The organism is Metabacillus sp. YM-086 (assembly GCF_048059995.1).
GTDB classification, from domain to species: Bacteria; Bacillota; Bacilli; order Bacillales; family Bacillaceae; genus Metabacillus; species Metabacillus litoralis_B.
The window spans coordinates 26573-48647 of record NZ_JBLUOI010000022.1 but is presented as its reverse complement, the minus strand read 5'-3'; the positions used below and the strand labels follow the sequence as shown (position 1 = coordinate 48647).

General features: G+C 37.2%; 19 protein-coding genes and 1 riboswitch. Of the genes, 1 reads left to right on the top strand and 18 read right to left on the bottom strand.

The window, feature by feature from the left end; translation table 11 throughout:
• Positions 1-252: 252 nt before the first annotated feature.
• The 6 genes from ACEWK1_RS11610 to ACEWK1_RS11585 all read right to left on the bottom strand — a co-directional run bounded on the left by ACEWK1_RS11610 (position 253) and on the right by ACEWK1_RS11585 (position 5882).
• Positions 253-777, bottom strand: a complete 525-nt coding sequence (locus ACEWK1_RS11610; protein ID WP_212135908.1) for an acyltransferase — start codon at positions 775-777, stop codon at positions 253-255.
• Between the two features lies 1 nt (position 778).
• The gene (gene ppaX / locus ACEWK1_RS11605) at positions 779-1420 is read right to left on the bottom strand and encodes a pyrophosphatase PpaX (RefSeq protein WP_212135907.1); all 642 of its coding nucleotides are present in this window, start codon (positions 1418-1420) and stop codon (positions 779-781) included.
• Positions 1410-2357 (bottom strand): nucleoside recognition domain-containing protein, encoded by a 948-nt coding sequence (locus ACEWK1_RS11600; protein ID WP_121663513.1) that lies wholly within the window; start codon positions 2355-2357, stop codon positions 1410-1412. The genes ppaX and ACEWK1_RS11600 overlap by 11 nt, the downstream gene beginning before the upstream one ends.
• A 30-nt stretch (positions 2358-2387) precedes the next feature.
• Entirely contained in the window at positions 2388-3206 is an 819-nt protein-coding gene (gene lgt / locus ACEWK1_RS11595) for a prolipoprotein diacylglyceryl transferase (RefSeq protein WP_121663514.1), read from the bottom strand.
• Positions 3207-3366: 160 nt separating this feature from the next.
• On the bottom strand, positions 3367-4302 hold the full coding sequence (gene hprK / locus ACEWK1_RS11590; protein ID WP_121663515.1) for an HPr(Ser) kinase/phosphatase: 936 nt from the start codon (positions 4300-4302) through the stop codon (positions 3367-3369).
• 275 nt (positions 4303-4577) lie between these two features.
• The gene (locus ACEWK1_RS11585; RefSeq protein WP_212135906.1) at positions 4578-5882 is read right to left on the bottom strand and encodes a diguanylate cyclase domain-containing protein; all 1305 of its coding nucleotides are present in this window, start codon (positions 5880-5882) and stop codon (positions 4578-4580) included.
• Positions 5883-6071: 189 nt separating this feature from the next.
• Between ACEWK1_RS11585 and ACEWK1_RS11580 the strand changes: the two genes are divergently transcribed.
• On the top strand, positions 6072-6629 hold the full coding sequence (locus tag ACEWK1_RS11580) for an N-acetylmuramoyl-L-alanine amidase family protein (protein ID WP_212135905.1): 558 nt from the start codon (positions 6072-6074) through the stop codon (positions 6627-6629).
• 26 nt (positions 6630-6655) lie between these two features.
• On the opposite strand, the gene ACEWK1_RS11575 is transcribed toward ACEWK1_RS11580, so the two are convergent.
• The 12 genes from ACEWK1_RS11575 to ACEWK1_RS11520 all read right to left on the bottom strand — a co-directional run bounded on the left by ACEWK1_RS11575 (position 6656) and on the right by ACEWK1_RS11520 (position 21605).
• Positions 6656-8164 (bottom strand): metallophosphoesterase, encoded by a 1509-nt coding sequence (locus ACEWK1_RS11575; protein ID WP_212135904.1) that lies wholly within the window; start codon positions 8162-8164, stop codon positions 6656-6658.
• Between the two features lie 347 nt (positions 8165-8511).
• Positions 8512-8874 carry a phage holin family protein gene (locus tag ACEWK1_RS11570; RefSeq protein WP_121663519.1) on the bottom strand — a complete coding sequence of 121 codons (363 nt, stop codon included), beginning with the start codon at positions 8872-8874 and terminating at the stop codon, positions 8512-8514.
• A gap of 1 nt (position 8875) precedes the next feature.
• Positions 8876-9070, bottom strand: coding sequence for a PspC domain-containing protein (locus tag ACEWK1_RS11565; RefSeq protein ID WP_212135902.1), 195 nt, complete (start codon positions 9068-9070; stop codon positions 8876-8878).
• 16 nt (positions 9071-9086) lie between these two features.
• Entirely contained in the window at positions 9087-10166 is a 1080-nt protein-coding gene (locus tag ACEWK1_RS11560; protein WP_121663521.1) for a DUF4097 family beta strand repeat-containing protein, read from the bottom strand.
• A 30-nt stretch (positions 10167-10196) separates the two neighbouring features.
• Positions 10197-10520: a DUF4870 domain-containing protein gene (locus ACEWK1_RS11555; protein WP_212135900.1), complete on the bottom strand. Its 324-nt coding sequence runs from the start codon at positions 10518-10520 to the stop codon at positions 10197-10199.
• A 559-nt stretch (positions 10521-11079) separates the two neighbouring features.
• Positions 11080-12768, bottom strand: coding sequence for a methyl-accepting chemotaxis protein (locus ACEWK1_RS11550; protein ID WP_212135898.1), 1689 nt, complete (start codon positions 12766-12768; stop codon positions 11080-11082).
• A gap of 203 nt (positions 12769-12971) precedes the next feature.
• The gene (locus ACEWK1_RS11545) at positions 12972-13682 is read right to left on the bottom strand and encodes an EAL domain-containing protein (protein WP_212135897.1); all 711 of its coding nucleotides are present in this window, start codon (positions 13680-13682) and stop codon (positions 12972-12974) included.
• Between the two features lie 72 nt (positions 13683-13754).
• Positions 13755-13842: riboswitch (cyclic di-GMP riboswitch) on the bottom strand.
• 158 nt (positions 13843-14000) lie between these two features.
• The gene (uvrA, locus tag ACEWK1_RS11540; RefSeq protein WP_212135895.1) at positions 14001-16877 is read right to left on the bottom strand and encodes an excinuclease ABC subunit UvrA; all 2877 of its coding nucleotides are present in this window, start codon (positions 16875-16877) and stop codon (positions 14001-14003) included.
• Between the two features lie 7 nt (positions 16878-16884).
• A complete protein-coding gene (gene uvrB / locus ACEWK1_RS11535; RefSeq protein WP_212135893.1) occupies positions 16885-18870 on the bottom strand; it encodes an excinuclease ABC subunit UvrB in 1986 nt (661 codons plus the stop codon).
• 360 nt (positions 18871-19230) lie between these two features.
• Positions 19231-19464, bottom strand: a complete 234-nt coding sequence (locus ACEWK1_RS11530; RefSeq protein ID WP_180320396.1) for a DUF2198 family protein — start codon at positions 19462-19464, stop codon at positions 19231-19233.
• Positions 19465-19476: 12 nt separating this feature from the next.
• On the bottom strand, positions 19477-19917 hold the full coding sequence (locus ACEWK1_RS11525; RefSeq protein ID WP_212135891.1) for a GNAT family N-acetyltransferase: 441 nt from the start codon (positions 19915-19917) through the stop codon (positions 19477-19479).
• Positions 19918-20018: 101 nt separating this feature from the next.
• Positions 20019-21605, bottom strand: a complete 1587-nt coding sequence (locus ACEWK1_RS11520; RefSeq protein ID WP_212135889.1) for a peptide chain release factor 3 — start codon at positions 21603-21605, stop codon at positions 20019-20021.
• Positions 21606-22075 lie beyond the last annotated feature (470 nt).

The window sequence follows — 22075 nt, the reverse complement described above, 5'->3', positions numbered from 1 at the left end:
ATGAACGACACTACCATTACTTCCAACCTCTGTTTTGTCGTTCATCACCCTTATGAACGACACTACCATTACTTCCACCCTCTGTTTTGTCGTTCATCACCCTTATGAACGACACTACCAGTTCTTCCAACCTCTATTTTGTCGTTCATCCCCCTTATGAACGACATTACAACGACTTACACACTGAGATTTGTCGTTCACCACCAACAAACAATACTCCAAAAGCTTGTCCATCTTAAAAAGAAAAGACCACTAGTCTTGACTAGCAGCCTCTTCTCCCCTGTTTGCCAGCTCTTCTTTTGTATAGATGATTCTCATAGGGTTGCCGCCGACAAATGCTCCTGCTGGGACATCTTTATGGACAAGAGTTCCTGCAGAAACGATGGCGCCATCCCCGATGATGACACCTGGTAAAATCGTTGAGTTAGCACCGATTAGTACTTCGCTCCCAATCTCAACATCTCCGAGGCGGTATTCATTAATCAAATATTCGTGAGCTAAAATCGTGGTGTTATAGCCGATTACGGTGTTCCGCCCAACTGAGATTTTTTCTGGGAACATCACATCAAGCATAACCATGAGGGCGAATGATGTTTGATCGCCAACCTTCATCCGCAAAAAATTACGGTACAGACAATTTTTCATTCCTAAAAACGGTGTATACCTCGCAAGCTGTATGACAATAAAGTTTTTAACAACCTTCCAAAATGGCACGGTTTTATAGACATGCCATAATGAATTTGCTCCTGTGACAGGATATCGAGTTGTTCTTCTCACCTTATTCCACTCCGACTATTGGTAATAAATCGCTCATTGTTTCTAGTAAGTAATCGGGATTGTGGCTGCTAATGTACTCTCTTCCTTTAATGCTCCACGCAACTCCCGCTGTTTTAGTGCCAGCATTTTTACCAGCTTCCACATCATGGTGATTATCTCCGACCATAATAGCTTCCTCAGGTTTTGATCCTAACTGCTCCAATGCTTTTAGAACTGGTTCTGGATGTGGTTTTGCATTTTCTACATCATCAAGCGTGACAACTACATCAAAAAACTGATCAAGCTTTGTTAATGTTAAGCCCATATTCACGGTTGCACGAATTTTCGTTGTGACAATACCAAGCTTAAATCCTTTTTCCTTCAGAGTTTTTACTGTTTCAAAAACTGTCTCATACTCTTTTACAAGAACATCATGCTGTTCATGATTAAATTTGCGGTATACTTTCACCATTTCTTCTACTTTTTCAGGATTAATGCTATTGAACGTATCATAAAGAGTTGGACCGATAAATGGTAACACATCTTCTCTTTTATATTGATCCGGATAATAAGAATGTAATGTATGGAGAAAGGATTCAATGATTAATTCATTTGTATTGATTAATGTTCCGTCTAGGTCGAATAAGAGTGTATTAATTTTCATATGTCGCTTCCTTTCGTCTTGGTGCTGCTTCAAGCTTACGCCAAATTGCGGCAACTGTTATTGTTAAAATGATGGCTACTGATAAACGAATAGCTAGCAATGGCCAAACTGGAATGCCAAGTGGAATGAAGATTAATGTATCCTCAACAACTGCATGACAGGCTACTAGAAAAATAAAGGCTAATGTTAAATCTTTATAGCTAACACCATCTTCTTTTACCGCCTGAATCATCACACCTGCTCCATATGCTAAGCCAATTGTAAGGCCTGCTACTAATGTCATCGATGTGTTTTCTTTCATTCCGAGCATCCGGGTTACAGGTGCCATCCATCTTGTAAATACCTTTAATAAACCTAAGTCTTTCATATATTGAATCACAATCATTAGAGGAATAACGATAAGTGCTAATTGAACAACCCCTAGAGCAGCCTTTTGGATAGCTAATCCGATAATCTCAAACCATCCGTTTGGAACTACAGCCGTTTGACTAACAAATCCGTACTGAGCCATCTCACTTCCACCTTGCCAAACAAGGTTAATGATGATCGCAGAGCTAAAGGCAAGGCCAAGCCTGACAAGCAAGATAATCCAAAGCTTCAACCCAACCTTCGCCGCAACAGATGATTCCACTAAAAGATTGTGTGAAAATGAAAGCATTGTGGCTAGTATAAATACTTCTTTTACACTTAAATCTAAAGAGAGAATTGCACCAATTCCGGCATAAAGATTAAGGAAATTTCCGATAACCAATGGAATTGCCGCTTCTCCTGAAAGCCCGAAAATCCCCATTAGAGGCGAAATAAGCTGAACAATCCAATCAAGGATTGGCGTATACTGCAGCAAGCTCACGACTAATGTTATAGGAAAAATAACCTTTCCCAGTGTCCAAGTTGTTTGTAAGCCTGATTGCAGACCGTTTTTAAAGCTTTTTCCCATTTCAACCCTCTCCCTTGATGTTTAGCAAACTTATTGAGTCGTATCTAAATATCTTACTTTAGAATAGCCTTTTAAACGTCTGAAGATGATGATCCCCACAGCAACTGCAACAAGAACAATTGAAATAACTTGCGCAATTCTTAACGTTTCTGTCAGCATTAAGCTGTCTGTTCGAAGTCCCTCAACAAAGAATCTTCCTACTGAATACCAAATTACATATGTTAAGAAAAGTTCCCCACGTCTGAAATTTGCTTTTCTTAATAGCATTAATCCGATAAATCCAGCTAGATTCCATAATGATTCATATAAGAAAGTCGGGTGATAATATTGACCATTAATATACATTTGGTTCACAATGAAATCTGGTAAAAACAAACCTTCTAAAAATTCTCTTGTAACAGGTCCACCATGTGCTTCTTGATTCATAAAATTTCCCCAGCGCCCAATTGCCTGCCCAAGAATAATACTTGGTGCTGCAATATCAGCTAGCTTCCAGAACGAAAGCTTTTTCACTTTTGCATAAACTGCTCCAGTTATAAACGCCGCGATTAATCCACCATGAATGGCGAGACCGCCATTCCAGATTTTTATAATATCGCCCGGGTTTTGAGAATAATAATCCCATTGAAAAATAACATAATAGGCTCTTGCTCCTAAAATGGCAATTGGAATCGCAAACAGAACAAGATCAACAAATGTGTCTTTATGCAGCCCGCGTCGTTCACTTTCTCTTACAGCAATAAGTAAGGCAAGCAATGCTCCCAAGCCGATGATCACACCGTACCAATGTACTTGAATCGGACCTAATTCGATTGCTATCGGATTTAGTGGCTTAATACTTTCTTCCATATCTTCAACTCCCTGCATATGTAGTTTCTATGTATTTCCACCCTTTAATTACTTTGACCAACCATCCTTATTTTACTTTTTATCGACTAAGAATACTACCTTATTATTCCAAAACAATGGAACCGGAGTGATGACTCCGATTCCACATGGTTAGTATTTTTTATTCTTCCTCGTTGTCTCCATCTTCAATCACACCGGCAAGCTTATTTGTAAATTGCTCCGCTGCATTTACACCCATTCGTTTTAAACGGTGATTCATCGCAGCTACTTCGATAATAACAGATAAGTTACGTCCAGGACGAACAGGAACTGTTAGCTTGGTAATATCTGTATCAATGATTCTCATTTTATCTTCTTCAAGACCTAGGCGGTCGTACTGTTTATTTTGATCCCATAGTTCTAAGTTAATCACAAGTGTAATACGTTTAAAGCTTCGAACCGCACCTGCACCGAATAGTGTCATCACATTGATGATTCCTAGTCCTCTAATTTCTAATAAATGTTCAATTAGCTCAGGGGCACTTCCAATAAGTGTATCCTTATCTTCCTGACGTATTTCCACACAATCATCTGCGACAAGACGGTGACCGCGTTTTACTAGCTCAAGGGCTGTTTCACTTTTACCAACACCGCTTTTTCCAATAATTAGAACACCCACACCATAGATATCAACTAACACTCCATGAACAGCAGTTGTTGGGGCAAGTTTTCCTTCAAGGAAGTTCGTCAAATGACTTGATAAACGGGTTGTTTTCATCGATGAACGTAACACAGGAACTCCTTCACGTTCAGAGGCATCGATCAGCTCCTGAGGAGTTTCCATTTCTCTAGTCACAATAATGGCAGGAGTAATCTCTGTACAAAGCTCGTCCATACGATGCTTTTTCTCTTGCGCGGAAAGCTGGTGAAAAAATGATAATTCCGTCTTACCAAGTAATTGAACACGTTCTTTCGGATAATATGTAAAAAAACCAGCCATCTCAATACCAGGACGTGACAAATCACTTGTTGTAATTGGACGATTTATTCCTTCTTCTCCACTAATCACTTCAAAATTAAATTTGTCAATAAGATCCTTTGTGCGAACTTTTGGCACGGTGTGTCCTCCTTTGTTAACTAGAAAGAAAATCTTTCTATGTTCATTAATATATGTTTAAGTCCTTGCTAGCCTTAAGTTTCTTACACCAAATACTTGTTCATCTGGAAAGAAAGACTTCTTTTTCTATTCTAGCATTAGTATCCGGCTTTCCAAAACTATTTATTAGATAATTAGAAAACTCTCCTACTGGTGAGCCTGCAAGGTGTAGTAGCTACTACGTCGAAGTTAATTAACGTATGAAAAAATGGTGCATTTCATCATGAAATGCACCATCATCTATTAACGAACGAATCACCCCAAAACGTAACATCGTTCTTTCCATTTTCTTTTACTTCATAAAGGGCATGATCCGCTCTCTTAATTAATTCTTCTGATGATAATTCTTCCTCATTATAGATTGAGATTCCAATAGATGCTGTAATATAGATTTGATGATGTTCAAAAACTATTGGTTGTTTTAGCTCAGCTTGAATTTGAGAAGCAATGTTTCGAACAACTTCCTCATCACTTGGAATTGAAACAATAATAACAAATTCATCACCACTTAAGCGGCAAACAATATCTTTATTTCGAATGCTTTTTTGAATTCTTTTTGAGAATTCGATCAAAATGGCATCACCGCCAGCATGTCCAAACGTATCATTTACTTGCTTAAAAGAATCAATATCAAGGTACATTATAGCCATCTCCATTGAGTGGACCTTAGATTTTCTCATTTCGTCTTTTAATAATTCATTAAAATAATATCGGTTTGGCAGACCTGTTAAAGAATCATGAAAAGCTATATTTCTTAATTCTTCTTCATACTTTTTACGTTCACTGATATCTCTTGACACAATAATCGTTCTCTTTTTATCCTCATCAACTACATAAGAACCCCTTAATTCCATCCAAATCAAACAGCCGCTTGCGTGTTTATAACGAAGCTCTGTTTCTAGAACTGTATTTGTTTTTTCTAGCTGTTCACCCCAGTTCATAAAAGAAAGTATGTCATGTTCAGAAATGAATACCGAAATATGCTTGTCCAGACATTCTACTGAAGAGAACCCCAACAACGGTTCTGAGGAAGGTGAAACATATGTGATTGATTTTTGATCATCAAGAATCATAATTAAGTCTGATGTATGATTGGCAATAAATCGATATTTTTCTTCACTTTCCCTTAACTTTCTTTGGGCCTCAATCTGTTTTGTTACGTCCTTATACATTCCGACCGTGCATACTAGCTCCCCATTATGATTATGCACAGGACAGTAGGAGGATACAATATCAATCACTTTCCCTTCCTTTGTCACCCGTTGCGCTTCATGATATTTGATGATTTCACCTTTTTTCATTCTTTCTAAAAAGCCTTTTTGCTTCTGGAGTGTTGGCAGAATTGGAGGGTGTGGGTTACCGATTAATTCTTCAGTGCTGTAACCAAGAATTTCCTCAAATGCAGGATTTGCTTTTAATAGAGCCCCATCCGGAGCAATTAAAAAGATGGCATCATTCGTATTATTCCAAATGATTTCAAGTTCATCAATGGAGGTAATTTCTTTATGATCGGATACGATGTAACGTTTGTTTGAGTTCAACACAATTCCCCCGTAATTTATGTAAAAAATAGAACGTTAATTTTTATAGCTCTAATTATAATAAAAAATATCTACAATAGGAAAGTTATAACATGTTAAATTTTAACTTTTTTCAAATGTCCGCTACTCTAACCTATCAAAAAGTCTATATACACAGTGAAAGAATAAATAAAAATTGGAGGTTTTAGCATGAGGATCATGATTGATGCTGGACATGGCTACAGCACCCCTGGTAAACAAACCGTTGATGGTATGAAGGAGTATGAATTTAATCGAGCCGTCGCCATTGAAATGAAAAAAATATTAACAAGCTACCAAGGTGTCACAATTTACTTTTCACACTCAGACGAAAAAGATGTCCCTATCATCGAAAGAACAACAATGGCAAATCAAGCAAAGGTTGATTTATTTGTCTCTATCCACGCAAATGCACATGGCAATGGAAAGGAATGGACTTCTGCAGAAGGAATTGAAACATTTGTATATATCTCTAGACCAAAAACTGCCCTTGGTTTGGCATCAAAAGTACAAGCAGCATTAATTCACCGTACCGGTCGAAAAAATCGAGGAGTGAAATCAGCAAGCTTTCATGTTTTAAAAGCAACAAAAATGACAGCCATTCTTTGCGAATGCGGGTTTATGACAAACAAAACAGAGGCAAAGCTATTGCGGACTGCTGATTATCAAAAATCATGCGCCAGAGCAATTGTTGAGGGAATTGAATCATATTATAAGCTTAGTAAGTAAATAAAAAAGTGATGAGATCAACCTCATCACTCTTTTTGATATGCTACCTTCTCACCTGTAAGATGTTTATAGATGTTCACTTCAAAATACGTAGTTGCAATCATCTTCTGCGTTCTCTTCACATTAATGTCCATTGTAAACTGTTCTTTATCTGGATACTTTTCAGGATCATAATAGTGATACTGATTCAAATAAGGGGAATAGGTTTGAACATCAATTGAGTTTGTTTCTTCATCAATATGAAGCAAGCGTAAAAACCCATTTCCTCCTTCTCCACCTTTTTGATAATCCGCAAGAATTTGATATACCTTCCGATCAACATCTCCATCTTGATTATCATCAAGCTCATCAACCTTTAGCTGACTGCTATGATAATGACCGCATAGAACAGCAACAACATTTTTATTTGGAACAACCACTTTTTCAAATAATTCATTTCCTTCACGACTTCGTTTTCCGTTCTTTTTTAAATACTCATGAAACGAGAGAATCGCTGTTCGATCAGAGTGTCGCTGAAGAACCTTATTCATCCATTTCATTTCTTCTTCCCCAATATCCCAGCCCATATAAACAAAGATATAATCCTTTCCATTTGCAGAAATCAAGTCATAATGACCCCGATTATCATCATAAGAGCCGCCATAATAGGATTTATGCTTAAATCGATGTTCACCAAAATACTGCTTATATTTTTTAAAATCGTCTCCTTCGTCATGATTGCCCGGGAGAACTCCATAAGGAATCTTCGCAACATCTAATGTATTCATATAAGCACTTGCTCGTTGCCATTGCTTTTCATCATGAGCTTTATTGACAATGTCTCCGGTATGAAACACATAACGGATATTCATCACATCTTTGTTTTGAGCAATCCATTCTATGATGCTTTTAAAAATGGCGGGATAATCCTGTGCATAATATTGAGTATCTGTCATCCAAACAAACGAATAATCATAGCTTTTTCCATGTTTCGGAAGCTGATCCTGAACAATCACACTGATTCTACGGTCTTGCACGTATTCATCTGCTTTTATCGTTCCATTTAACGCAAATTCTTCATCACTAGCTATCGTACCATCAAGCTCCGTCCACTTTTCATTTGCAACATTCCAGGCATACATGGTAACTTGCCTTCCCGGAAGTGACTTTCCCTCCCAATGAAGTGTTACCTTATCCGCCGGTTTTATATTTCGGTTCACCTTTACGTCAAAGCGGTGATAAGGAAATTTCGTGATAGAGTCTGTTCGATTCACATCACTGTTTTTCTCTATTAGCGAAAGATACTTTTTATAGGAAAACTCTTTTTCACCCTTGGGAGCAAAAACTTTAGGTGGTTCCGTTGATGTTGCATTTTCACTGACCACTAAAGAATCTTGACTAATTGAATTGTACTGATGAGCATGATAGTAATTTTGTACCACACTCACTTCCCTGCTAAGTGAAAGCTGGTACTGATGATCAGAAGGAAATACTGCAGGTAAAAGAAAGGTCATACAAAGAATTGAGATAAGCTTTTTAAATCGTTGTTTGAACATGCTACTCACCCAGTACTAGTATGTGCAGGATGAAGTAGTTTTACCAAAGGTTGATGAAAGAAGTATTTTTAGGAATTGTCTGTTCAATTCACCTGATGCATTCAACTTCCATAGACTTAGTTGCTATGTAACAGGTGTTGTGTAGGTTGATTTCCGCTCTAGGTTGCTCGCTCCAATCAACCTTAATAAGTTTATTGTTCATAAGTATTATTTCGAAAGTTTTCTAACTGAATCTGATAAAATTGGTTTTGATATTTTCTTATATGTTCACCCATTCAATGCCTTGAAAAAACTATGAAAACAACTAAAAAAGAGCAAGACTACTCTCACTCTTTTTAAACAAACGTTTATTTATCCTTCTTCATCGGCTCAATAATTCCCTTTTGAATCAACAAATGAAGAATGGAAATAAAAACAGAGGCTAGTAAAGCTGTACCAAAGCCATCGATAACAAAAGAATCTCCCATTAACCCTTGAGCGATCATAAGAGTTACTGCATTAATAACAAATAAAAACAACCCAAGCGTTAATACCGTAACAGGTAATGTTAATAAAATTAAAAATGGTTTTACTAACACGTTAAGAATAGACAAAAGTAAGCTTGCTCCCAAAGCTGCTGCAACACCACTTAATTGAAACGAATCAAAAAATCCTGCAACAACAATTAATATGAGCGCATTTACTAGAATACTTATAAGCCATCTTATCATCCTAATAATCCGTTTCTTCTGGTATTAAAAAGATCGAGACCATATAAATCAGTGCCAATGGAAAAAATCCAGTAAAGATTAATAAAACAACGAACAATATTCGTAATAGTGATGCATCAATACCTATATAGTTTGATAAGCCTCCAAGTACACCTGATAACTTCCGATCATGACGTGATCGAAACAATCTTTTCATTTTCCATCATCCTTATTTATTTAATTGTAATAGATCCTGTTTTTGAATCTGCAAAAACAGTTAATTTCGCTTCGTGTGCTGTTCGAAATTTCAATTCTTTTTGAATGGTTTCATTCTTTTCAAAGGAAACTTCGACATTCTTTACTTTTGTGGAAAGAGCCCCTAAATTCGACTTTAATTCCCCGATCATACTGGTGTCCTCAGGTACATGAATATCAATGTTACCTGTTGTTGTTTTAGCATAAAGTGTTTCACAATTCTCATCATGTAAAGTGAGCTGCACATTACCATTGAAACTTTGCGCATCCACTTTTTCAGCTGAACCATTAAACTGAATCAAGCCACTAATTGTTTCTGCTTCTATTTTACCAAAGCTCGAGTTTGCTACTTTAATTTGTCCATTCGCAGTCTCAAATTCACCTGTTGTCGCTTTTATATCTGAGAAGGAAAGAACACCATTTGCGGTTTTCGCCTTGATTGTCCCTACTAGTAAACCTTCCCCTCTTATTGGTCCATTAAACAACTTGATCTTTACTCTTTCATAAGATTGCTGCGGCACTCTTATATACACATTGATTTTCATCATTTTTTTCTCTGTAAAGAAAATAAAACGATTTCCTTCCATTTGGCAGTCAACACCTGTTAAAAAGGTTTCTCTTGCCTGTTCATTGTTTTCAACTCGATAAACTTTCACATCACATTCGACTCGAATATCTTCTTCATTCCATGGTTCAATTATGACACTTCCGTTCGGCAAGTGAATATCAATATCCTGAAAATCAGAGTCTTGAAACTGAAAAATATGTTTAAGATCAATAGACTTGCCAAAGTTTAAATCCAGGTCCATATCCTTTACTTTTTTCACAGCAGAATCTACCCAATCCATCAGCTTATTTCCTAATGATTGCTGTTTTGATTCATTTGCGTCATGTTGATCTTGCTTATGATCACCTATGACCTCAGTTGAAAGAGCTGTTATTTTCTGTTCCTTCACTTTTTCTTCATTTTCCAATGATTCTATTAATGAAAGGGCCTCAGCTGCAGACAGTTTCCCTTCTTCTACCAATTTTAAGATTCTGATTTTTTGATCCTTCATGAACATTCCTCCTCAGAAATTTTGTGTTTTTTAATCCCTAATTAAAAGCTGTATGCCTTTTACAATGTTCCAAATCCCAACAATCAAATTAATCAAACCAACAAAAAGAAATCCAAAAATGAAGGTCAAAAATATTCCCTCCTGAGAAGAGTCAGCTCCTGCTGAAAAGAAGAGCACCATGACCACACCGATCACTGACAAAAACGGTATGATATGTGACACGAGTGCTTTTTTCGCATGACTCTTAACTTCCAACTGATCAACAATAAAGTAAATTGCAATTGGTAACAAAAACGGCGCAAAGAACACGCTAAAGTAATTCAAAGCTGCTAAAAATCTATTTGTTTTATCCATTTGTTCTTTTCACTCCCCTATCATTAATACGTATGAAAAGATAAGAGGTTTCAGGCTTTGATATGTATTTTTTCTATTTCCCTCAATTATTTATGATCTACATAAAGTTTGAAGAGCACTTCCCTTTAACTTTTTATATCTATTCGTCTTACTTGAAGACCATGCAAAATTGGTATATGATGGATATAAAAACATATACTAAAAGACGATTGGTGAACGTACACCAACCGCCTTTCATTGTTTCAGTTACTCCGCAGTGCAAGTTGCGGTGGCTGAGGCTTGTAGAACATAATACGATTAGCTCACTTCCTTCATCGCCAAATGTCAGGGTGGGCTAGTCGTTTTTATTTCCGCTGTTTCCTGTTGCGGCTATAATCGAAACGACCAGAGCGGCAAATGCAATCATCGTATCCAACTCTTCACGCGTGATGTACAAGGCATCACCCCCGATCTGCCCCGGGAGTAACCACCGCAGCCCAACCCCTGCATAGTAACTTGTTATATTATACCATTTTTAGAACCTGCTTTTTATCTCACTATTTTCCTATCTACTGCTAAATTATAATTTAAATTTATTGACAACTACCTTTAATTCCTCTGCCATTTGCGCTAGAGCTTGAGCTGATGCATCAATTTCTTCCATCGAAGCCAATTGTTCTTCAGCTGAAGCTGCTACCTCTTCAGAGCTTGCCGCATTAGCTTGGGAGAGTTGAGATATTTCCATAGCTGAATTGGTAATTTCATCAATGCTAGCCGATATTTGTTGAACAGTTGCTGTTACCTGTTCAATTTGTGGTGTCATATTTCTTGTACTAGAAAGGATTTGCGTGAACTTATCAGATGTTTGTTCTGATACTTTTACCCCTTCCTCAACATTCGTGACAACTTCATTCATGATGTTCACTGATTCATCAGTATCTTTTTGGACTAAGGCAATTAACTCTGCAATACTTTTTGTAGACACTTGTGATTGCTCAGCTAATTTTCTCACCTCATCTGCAACAACTGCAAAACCTTTACCATGCTCACCAGCTCTAGCCGCTTCAATCGCTGCATTTAATGCTAATAAATTTGTTTGTTCAGCAATACCGCTGATCACATCTAATATCGAGCCAATTTCTTTTGATCGTTTTGATAATGAGGTCACTTTTTCGTTTGAACGACTAATAGACTCAGAGATAAACTTCATTTGTGCCAAATTATTTTCAACAAACGTTCCACCTTCCTCGGCTTCTTTTGTTGTTTTTCGTGATAGTTCAGACACATTTGCTGAGCTTTCAGAAATATGTTGAATTCCTTGTAAAACCTCTTGTAATGAAGTTGTGTTGCTTTCTAATTTTGTTGTGGTTTCTTCAGCCCCACTTGAAATCTCCTGAATTGCAGATGAAACAGTTTCTGATGCTCTACTTGATTGTTCCGCACTTGCATTCAATTGCTCTGCTGATGCCGCTACTTGATCAGAGCTTGTAGAAATCGAACTAATCATTTCCCGTAAATTATCTGTCATTTGTTCAAAAGACTCGTTTAGATAATAGATTTCATCTCTACTCTTAATCTTTAATTTTTCTACGTTTAAATCTCCATCTGCTACTTGCTTTGCCATGTTTCCTAATTTTACAACAGGTCGTGATATGAGGATGGAAATAACAACACCACATGCAATAGCAAATAATAGGGCAAAAACACTTAAAATCACTACTTTCACTCTTGCGTTATCTGATGATTCATGTGTTTCCTTATATCGAACATCTAATATTTCTTTTAACCAATTATGCATTGAAAGGGTATCTTCTGTTAGACGAGTGCTTATAGGAACAATTTGCGCTAGTCCCTTATCAATAGCTTTCTCTTTATCAACCAAACTTTCATCCAGAATTTGATTTGCCTTTTCTCTAAACTCAATATTCGAGTTCTCAATTGAATTTAAACGATCAACCGTTTCCTGCAAAGTGGATAATTCTTTCCCTTTTAAAATTGCCGCATTAATACGATCATTTGCTTCATTCATTTTGTCTCGATAGCTATTATCACCATATAGTAAAAATGCACGATAATATCCTGATTGTAGCGCTGAATCGGTTTGAATCGATTGAGTAATTGCACGTATCTCAGTAACAGTTTCAACAATATAATTGTATGATTCATTTGACTGCTTCATATTGGAATATGACACATATGAAGAGATCCCAAAGATCAATGAGACGATTAGGAAGCTTCCTATTAATTTCCGTTTGATTGTTAATTTCATGATGTAAATATCTCCTTTTGTCTGATTTAGTAAAAAACAAAAAAACACCTTTAATCCAAGCATGTACATCTTGGAATTAAACGCGTTATTAGCAAGTGGCAGGATCGCTACCCTTATACCAATATCTCTTCCTTATACAAAACTAAATATTATAAAGTAACAGGGTCGCTATTCTTTCCTAATATTATTCTCAGGTTTTCTTATTAGCCATTACTAACATCAGCATAATTGGTTAATAACTGCGGTCTCCCTAGTAAAAAGCCTTGGCCTAATGGAACGGATAGGCTTTGAGCTATCTGTAAGTCTTCCACTGTTTCTATGCCTTCGAGAATGACAGTATTATTATATCGTCTGCAATACTCTAATATTAAATAGATAAATGCTTGTTTTTTTTCTGACCGGTGCAAATCTTGGGAAAAATAGCGATCGAGTTTTATATATTCGGGGTCAAGCTCAATAATATCTTGTATATACGCTTTACCCTTTCCTACATCATCAAATGCAATACTAATACCAGAATTTCTTAAAATAGCAATTCTCTCTTTTAATTGTGCAAGATCTCTAACAGTCTCAACCTCTGATAATTCAAATGTGATATTTCGATTGGATAGCAACTTTTCTGTAGCTAGCTTGTTTATGAAATCCAGAAATTCATGATGAAAAATAGTTGATGGAAAAATGTTTAGAAATAGCTTTTCTTTTGATTCATTCGGGCGAAACATTTTAAGAGCTTTGTAAACGGACTGAGTATCTAGTTGATATAATTGATTGTTTATGATTGCTTGTTGAAAAAATAATTCCGGATTAGAAAAATCAGTAGATCTTAGAAGTCCCTCATAACCAATCCTTTTCTTATCCTTTAATGAAAAAATAGGTTGAAAATGATGATAGATGTTTCCTTCGTTGATCGTCACGTAAATCCCCCCTTTGTTAGAAAAAAAGTGAACGAGAAGAATACTCGCTCACTTTACAATAGTAAAATATTCTCCGGCGGCTAGGCTACCATAGTAGATGATCTACCTTAGGTCCTTGGCTTTGCGCCCTTATCTTTCAATAAGTTTGCCTTTATCATTTTGTAGGTCTATTATACCACAACAAATTATTACAATTTCACCAACCGTTCGACAAATAATGACATTTTTCCCATTTGCTATATTAACTCTACTTCTTAGATATGAAAAATAGAAAAAGAGGCTGAACATATCATTCAGCCTCACCTCAAATTAACCAAATTAACTTTGCGCTACTTCTTCTTTTTCTTTAATCAGATTTCTCATTCGCTCACGATCGCGCTCTATAATTGGCTTTAAATATTTACCTGTATAAGATTGTTCGTTATTCATAATATCCTCTGGTGTACCAAAGCCTACGATCTGACCACCTTTGTCTCCACCTTCAGGACCAAGATCAACAATATAATCGGTACCTTTAATAACATCAAGATTATGCTCGATGACAAGAACGGTATCACCATTATCCACTAGGCGTTGAAGAACTTTTAAGAGTCTTGCGATATCATCAACATGTAAGCCAGTTGTCGGTTCATCAAGGATGTAGAGTGATTTACCTGTTGAACGTCGGTGCAGTTCTGATGCAAGTTTCACCCTCTGTGCTTCCCCACCGGAAAGTGTCGTTGCGGGTTGACCAAGAGTAATGTAACCAAGGCCTACATCAAAAATCGTTTGCAACTTTCGTTTAATCTTAGGAATATTTTCGAAAAACGTTACTGCATCTTCGACTGTCATTTCTAAGATATCAGAAATGTTTTTCCCTTTGTAGGTAACTTCCAATGTTTCACGGTTGTATCGTTTCCCATGACAAACTTCACATGGGACATACACATCAGGTAGGAAGTGCATTTCAATTTTAATAATTCCATCTCCACGGCAGGCTTCACAACGTCCACCTTTAACATTGAAGCTGAAGCGGCCTTTTTTATAGCCTCTAACCTTTGCCTCATTTGTTGTTGCAAACACATCACGTATGTCATCAAATACACCTGTATATGTTGCAGGATTCGATCGCGGTGTCCGACCGATCGGTGATTGATCAATATCAATGACCTTTTCAAGTTGTTCAATTCCCTTAATTTCTTTGTGCTCACCTGGCTTCGCCTTAGCATTATGAAGCTTTTGCGCCAGAGATTTATGCAGTACTTCATTGACTAATGTACTTTTACCTGATCCTGAAACACCAGTAACAGCGATAAACATCCCTAGCGGGAATTTCACATTTACATTACGTAGGTTATTTTCTTTTGCACCTTTAATTTCAATATATCGACCATCAGGTTTTTTACGCTCGTATGGTAAAGGAATAAACTTTTTCCCTGATAAATATTGTCCAGTTAATGAGTTTTCATCACTCATGACTTCTTCAGGTGTGCCTGCCGAAATAACCTGTCCACCATGAATGCCTGCTCCAGGACCAATATCAATTAAATAATCGGCAGCAATCATTGTATCTTCATCATGTTCAACAACAATTAGTGTATTTCCGATATCACGCATATTTTGTAGTGTCTGAATGAGACGGTCATTATCACGTTGATGAAGTCCAATTGATGGCTCATCAAGTATGTATAAAACACCTGTTAAACGTGAGCCAATTTGAGTGGCAAGACGAATTCGCTGCGCTTCTCCTCCAGATAGGGTTCCAGCTGCACGATTTAATGTTAAATAATCTAAGCCAACATTATTTAAGAAACCTAACCGCTCGCTAATCTCTTTTAAAATCAAATTTGCAATCGTCATTTCTTTTTCTGTTAGAGATAAATTTTGAAAGAATTTAAGTGAATCCTGAACAGACAGCTTTGTTAGCTCTCCAACATGGTTACCCTGAATTAACACAGCTAGAGATTCCTTTTTCAAACGATGCCCCTTACATGTTGGACAGTTTTGCTGTCCCATGTATTTCTCCATTTGCTCACGGATAAAATCAGAGCTCGTTTCTTTGTAACGTCTTTCTACATTGCGAATAACGCCTTCGAACTGAATATAATTTTCTCGAATTTGTCCGAAATCATTTTCATAACGGAAATATATTTCCTCGCCATCGCTGCCGTAAAGGATTTTATCTAGTAGGTGCTTTGGAATGTCCTTTACTGGAATATCCATATCAATTCCATAATGATTGCAAACTGCTTCAAGCATTTGCGGATAATATTGAGAACTAGTTGGTTCCCATGGAGCAATCGCATGCTGTTTCAAGGTTAAATCTTTATTAGGAATAACAAGATCTAAATCCACTTTAAGCTTTGAACCGAGACCATCACATTCTGGACATGCTCCAAACGGGCTGTTAAACGAGAACATTCTTGGCTCAAGCTCACCAATTGAGAAACCACATTGCGGGCAGGCATGATGCTCACTGAAAAGCAGCTCTTCTTCACCAATCACGTCGATAATGACTCTTCCTTCTCCAAGACCTAAAGCTGTTTCTAATGAATCAGCAAGTCGTGAAGCAACACCTTCTTTTACAACAATACGGTCTATTACAACCTCAATCGAATGCTTTTTATTTTTTTCTAAAGAAATTTCTTCCGATAATTCCTGCATTTCTCCGTCTATTCTTACACGGACATAGCCTTGTTTTTTAATGTCCTCGAACACTTTAACATGCGTTCCCTTACGACCTGACACAACTGGAGCAAGAACCTGTAGCTTTGTTCGCTCTGGATACTCTAGAATACGATCAACCATTTGTTCAATGGTTTGGGACGATATTTCAATGTCATGAATCGGACATGTGGGACGCCCGACTCTTGCGAAGAGAAGACGCAAATAGTCATAAATTTCCGTTACAGTCCCAACCGTTGATCGTGGGTTTCGGCTAGTTGTTTTTTGGTCAATTGAAATAGCTGGTGATAATCCTTCAATCGCATCAACATCAGGCTTATCCATTTGCCCTAAAAACTGACGAGCATATGCTGACAAAGACTCTACATAGCGACGTTGTCCTTCAGCATAAATCGTATCAAATGCGAGTGAAGACTTACCGGATCCAGATAGCCCGGTAAGCACCACAAGCTTGTCACGCGGAATGGTTACATCTATGTTTTTTAAGTTGTGGGCACGTGCTCCCTTCACAACAATATGTTCCATTGCCATTATCGCTTCATCCTTCCGCTTTTAACTCTAAAATCAAATCACGCAGCTCAGCAGCTCGTTCAAAGTTCAACGATTTGGCTGCTTCCTTCATTTCATTTTCCATTTCAGCTATCACTTTATCTCGTTCTTTCTTCGTTAATTTCGTTAACTTACTCGCAGCTGTTGCCTCGTACTCTTCAGGAGTTTCAGCAGCAGTTGTTGCACGAATAACGTCACGAATTTCTTTTTGAATAGTTTGAGGAGTGATTCCATGCTTTTCATTAAATTCTATCTGAATTTCACGACGACGCTTAGTCTCATTAAGTGCAATTTCCATCGAATTTGTGATTTTATCGGCGTACATAATAACATGTCCCTCTGCGTTACGGGCTGCACGACCGATTGTTTGGATAAGAGAACGTTCTGATCTTAAGAAGCCTTCCTTGTCTGCGTCAAGAATAGCTACAAGCGAAACCTCTGGAATATCCAAGCCCTCTCTCAGTAGGTTGATTCCAACAAGAACATCATATTTGCCAAGACGAAGTTCTCGGATGATTTCAATCCGCTCTAATGTTTTTATTTCTGAATGTAAGTAGTTTACTTTAATCCCGATTTCTTTAAGGTAGTTTGTTAGATCCTCAGACATTTTTTTCGTTAGAGTTGTAATGAGGACACGTTGATTTTTTTCAACTCTTGCGTGAATTTCGCCAATTAAATCATCGATTTGTCCTTCAATTGGACGAATATCAATCGTAGGATCTAATAGTCCTGTCGGGCGGATAATCTGCTCAATCATCTCAGGTGAATGGTCCATTTCATAAGGACCGGGAGTAGCAGATACATACACAATGTTTTCAATATGCTTTTCGAATTCTTCAAATCTAAGAGGACGGTTATCCATTGCAGATGGTAGCCGGAATCCATGGTCCACTAGCACCTGTTTACGGGCCTGGTCACCATTAAACATACCCCGAATTTGCGGCAATGTAACATGTGACTCATCAATAACAATCAGTGAATCTTCAGGAAAGAAATCTAGTAACGTATAAGGAGTGGATCCTGATGGGCGAAGTGTTAGGTGACGAGAGTAGTTTTCGATACCGGAGCAAAAGCCCATTTCCCTCATCATTTCTAAGTCATATCTCGTTCTTTGCTCAAGGCGCTGAGCCTCTAGCAGCTTACCATTTTCACGCATTTCCTCTAAACGTTCCTCTAGCTCTGCTTCGATATTTTTAATGGCTTTCTCCATTTTTTCTTCTCTTGTAACGAAGTGAGATGCCGGGAAAATGGCCACATGCTCGCGCTCTCCCATGATTTCTCCTGTTAAAGCATCCACTTCACGGATTCGGTCAATTTCATCTCCAAAAAACTCTACCCGAATGCATTGTTCATCCCGAGATGCTGGAAAGATTTCCACCACATCACCGCGAACACGGAACGTTCCTCTTCGGAAATCAATATCATTTCGCTCGTATTGAACATCTACCAATCTTCTTAAGAGCTGATTTCGTTCAATTTCCATCCCTGTTCTTAATGAAACCACTAGCTCCTTATATTCCTCTGGCGAACCGAGGCCGTAAATACAAGAAACACTGGCAATGATGATGACATCGTTTCGTTCAAAAAGAGAGGATGTTGCAGAGTGACGAAGTTTATCTATTTCATCATTAATGCTGGCATCTTTTTCAATAAATGTATCCGTTTGTGGAACATATGCCTCTGGCTGATAATAATCATAGTAACTAACAAAATACTCAACTGCATTATTGGGGAAAAAGTCTTTAAACTCGCTGTATAGCTGCCCTGCTAATGTTTTGTTATGGGCAATAACTAATGTGGGTTTATTTACTTCTTTTATTAGATTAGAGACGGTAAAGGTTTTACCTGTGCCTGTTGCACCTAGTAGTGTTTGATGCTTTTTTCCTTGTTTTATTCCCTCAACTAATGCTTGAATTGCTTTAGGTTGATCACCTTGCGGCTTGTATTTTGAGACTAATTCAAATTGCTCGCTCACGCATAAGCCTCCATTCAGAAAATGTCAATATCAATAGTTTACCACATTTGTGTGGAAAATCGCCAAAAATACGAACTAAAGTTCGTGTTTAATTTAAATTATAATTCATATTTGTATTCGGGCTGTTAATTTAGCTCACATAAAAACACGGTCGTTCCATTGCGCTCCAGACAATATAGTTTTATAAAAATTATTCAAAAAGAACAATTGTTACGTATAAGTCTTCCTATAATAAAAAACAAGTTTATGTAAGTAATTCATTTTTGCAACTTTCAAAGTCAAATTTGCAACCAAAGAAAAAAGAGCATACAGAGCAGCCCTTTTTCTTTTCAGTATTTCTTTTTTTGTTCAACCTCAAACCTATTTCTTCTTATGTAGGTTATCCTTCATTTTTTTCGCATAGAAGAAGCCTACTCCTAGTGATACGATGTCAATAAAATAAATGCTTGGACCGTGTGTGTAGCCTTTTATGTAAGAGGCTGTTAACAATGCCGCAGTTAGGGCTGTTCCTACATAGTGATTATAGCTGACACGTGTAAACAGTAGCACAAGAAGAAATGGCATAAAGATGGCTAAAATAATTTTAATTACCATATAAATCTCCTGTTAAATTGATAAATTGTAAAAATAAACAGCATCTTCTTTTTCATAGCCTAAGCTTTCATAAAGAGCCTGTGCTTTTACATTGTCTTTTGTTGTTTCTAAAAGAATGCCCGCGGCCCTTGTTTCGACTGCAAGATCCTTTGCTTTATTCATCAGTGCTTTTCCTACTCCATGACGGCGATAATCTTCGGCAACGAATAAATCGTTTAATAGCCATTTGCGATTCATACCTACTGATGTAAAAATCGGATAAAGCTGAACAAACCCAGCTGGAGAATCGTTTTCCATTGCTAAGAAGATAACAGACTCATTATTTTCGATTCGCTCTTTTATAAATTCTTTTGCACCTTCAAGATTTGATGCTTGTCCGTAAAACATTCTGTATTGATTGAATAACTGTGATACTTGGTCTAATTCATTTAAAGTCACTTTTAGAATATTCAATTGCTTTCCCTCTATTCCCTTATCTATGCTTTCATCATATCATGGAAAATTGTCAAAAAACCACAAAAAGACTAATCCCCTTGAGGAATTAGCCTTCAACCTTACTTTTGTGATGTTACACCTTGATAGTCGTTTTCTTCTAATAAGTCGACTAGCTCAATGTCTTTTTGATTTTCTAAGAAATAGCGTAAAGTGAATTCATTTTCAAATAGAACTGCGTATGCACCATAACGGTCGCGAACAAGCATACTTCTTGAATCAAAGAAGCGTTTATCAAACTTTTCACTTTTAATCCATCTTGGAATTCGTTCACCTAGTGGAGTAAATTCGATATCAACGTTATACTCAGCTTTCATACGGTATTCAAATACCTCAAATTGCAGCTGACCAACAGCACCTAGAATAATGGAATCATTCATTTCCTGACGATAAAGCTGAATGGCCCCTTCTTGAACAAGCTGCTCAATTCCTTTACGGAACTGCTTTGCCTTCATCACGTTTTTCGCTTGCACTCGTTTGAACAATTCTGGTGGGAATTGCGGAAGTTCTTCATATTGATACGAATCCTTTCCGCCAATTAACGTATCACCAATTTGGTAAATGTTTGGATCATAAATTCCGATGATATCCCCAGGATACGCTTCATCTACTGTATCGCGATCCTTTGCCATAAAGGCTTGTGTTTGATTTAACTTAATCGTTTTGTTCGTTCTGCTTAAATTAACACTCATGCCACGTTCAAATTTTCCTGAGCACACACGGAAAAACGCAATACGATCACGGTGAGCCGGATTCATATTCGCTTGGATTTTGAAAATATAGCCTGAGAACTGATCTTTTTCCGGCTCAATTAAGCCTTGATCTGTTTTACGAGGCTGTGGTTGTGCAGCAAATTGAAGGAATGTATCAAAAAATGTTTGCACACCAAAGTTTGCAAGGGCACTACCAAAGAATACTGGTGTAAGCTCTCCTTTTTCCACTCGCTCCGATGTGAATTCATTTCCTGCTTCCTCAAGTAACTCCAGCTCACCTAATGTATCTTGATAAATAGGATTTTCTTCAATATCCGTGTTAGCAAGGTCGTCTAGAGAAAGTATCTCTTCCTCTTCATCACCTTTAAAACGAACAAATTGCTTATTAAACCGATCATGTATACCTAAGAAACGTTTACCGCTTCCGACCGGCCAATTCATTGGATATGACTCGATTCCAAGCACTTCCTCAATTTCTGAAAGAAGCTCTAACGGATCTCGTCCTTCACGGTCAAGCTTATTAATAAACGTAAAAATCGGAATACCTCTCATCCGACATACTTTAAAAAGCTTAATCGTTTGCGGCTCAACACCTTTGGTTGAATCGATAATCATGACAACACTGTCAACGGCTGTTAACGTACGATATGTGTCTTCACTAAAATCTTCGTGTCCTGGTGTATCTAGGATATTCACGTGAAAATCATGATACGGGAAACTCATAACACTTGAAGTAACCGAGATTCCACGTTTTTTCTCGATCTCCATCCAGTCTGATGCAGCAAATTTACCCGATTTTTTTCCTTTAACCGTCCCTGTTGAACGAATGATTTGACCAAAGAAAAGTAGTTTTTCTGTTAACGTTGTTTTCCCAGCATCCGGGTGAGAGATGATGGCAAACGTACGTCGTTTATTTATTTCTTGTTGTAAGCTCATTAGCAATAACCTCTTTTAAATAAATTCGTGCTTCAAATATACTACAAAGCAGATGAAAGAACAATTTGTTGTTTATGGCAAAGGGATTTCGTAGTTAGTTTATTCACCACAAAAAAAGCTGCCAATAAAGGTTGCGGGTTTCCGTAAACTACCGAAACATATATAAATATAATCTGAAATGACCATCAATCCTCATATTGTTTTGATGGTCACTTTATGTTTTTATATTGAGTTTTGTCATTGCATTTACTTATTGATTAAACTGTTACCTAAGCTAAAGCATACACATTTCTCGTTTACGTATGCTTTTTTCACTTTTTCACTTAAAAAGGATACATAAATGGAAAATAACTACAATTTTAAGCTCCATTCATATTAAATTTCCCTTTTTCTGGATCTTACGAATGGTTTTAACCTGACTAGCTATGCAAAAGCATACACATTTCTCGTTTACGTATGCTTTTTTCAGT

Bases quoted from the DNA above. Each gene is read 5' to 3' on its own strand.
- ppaX (WP_212135907.1), bottom strand. From the start codon at position 1,420: ATGAAAATTAATACACTCTTATTCGACCTAGACGGAACATTAATCAAT.
- ACEWK1_RS11600 (WP_121663513.1), bottom strand. From the start codon at position 2,357: ATGGGAAAAAGCTTTAAAAACGGTCTGCAATCAGGCTTACAAACAACT.
- uvrA (WP_212135895.1), bottom strand. From the start codon at position 16,877: ATGGCAATGGAACATATTGTTGTGAAGGGAGCACGTGCCCACAACTTA.
- ACEWK1_RS11550 (WP_212135898.1), bottom strand. From the start codon at position 12,768: ATGAAATTAACAATCAAACGGAAATTAATAGGAAGCTTCCTAATCGTC.
- ACEWK1_RS11570 (WP_121663519.1), bottom strand. From the start codon at position 8,874: ATGATAAGATGGCTTATAAGTATTCTAGTAAATGCGCTCATATTAATT.
- ACEWK1_RS11520 (WP_212135889.1), bottom strand. From the start codon at position 21,605: ATGAGCTTACAACAAGAAATAAATAAACGACGTACGTTTGCCATCATC.
- ACEWK1_RS11575 (WP_212135904.1), bottom strand. From the start codon at position 8,164: ATGTTCAAACAACGATTTAAAAAGCTTATCTCAATTCTTTGTATGACC.
- lgt (WP_121663514.1), bottom strand. From the start codon at position 3,206: ATGGAAGAAAGTATTAAGCCACTAAATCCGATAGCAATCGAATTAGGT.
- ACEWK1_RS11530 (WP_180320396.1), bottom strand. From the start codon at position 19,464: ATGGTAATTAAAATTATTTTAGCCATCTTTATGCCATTTCTTCTTGTG.
- ACEWK1_RS11560 (WP_121663521.1), bottom strand. From the start codon at position 10,166: ATGAAGGATCAAAAAATCAGAATCTTAAAATTGGTAGAAGAAGGGAAA.
- ACEWK1_RS11555 (WP_212135900.1), bottom strand. From the start codon at position 10,520: ATGGATAAAACAAATAGATTTTTAGCAGCTTTGAATTACTTTAGCGTG.
- ACEWK1_RS11565 (WP_212135902.1), bottom strand. From the start codon at position 9,070: ATGAAAAGATTGTTTCGATCACGTCATGATCGGAAGTTATCAGGTGTA.
- ACEWK1_RS11580 (WP_212135905.1), top strand. From the start codon at position 6,072: ATGAGGATCATGATTGATGCTGGACATGGCTACAGCACCCCTGGTAAA.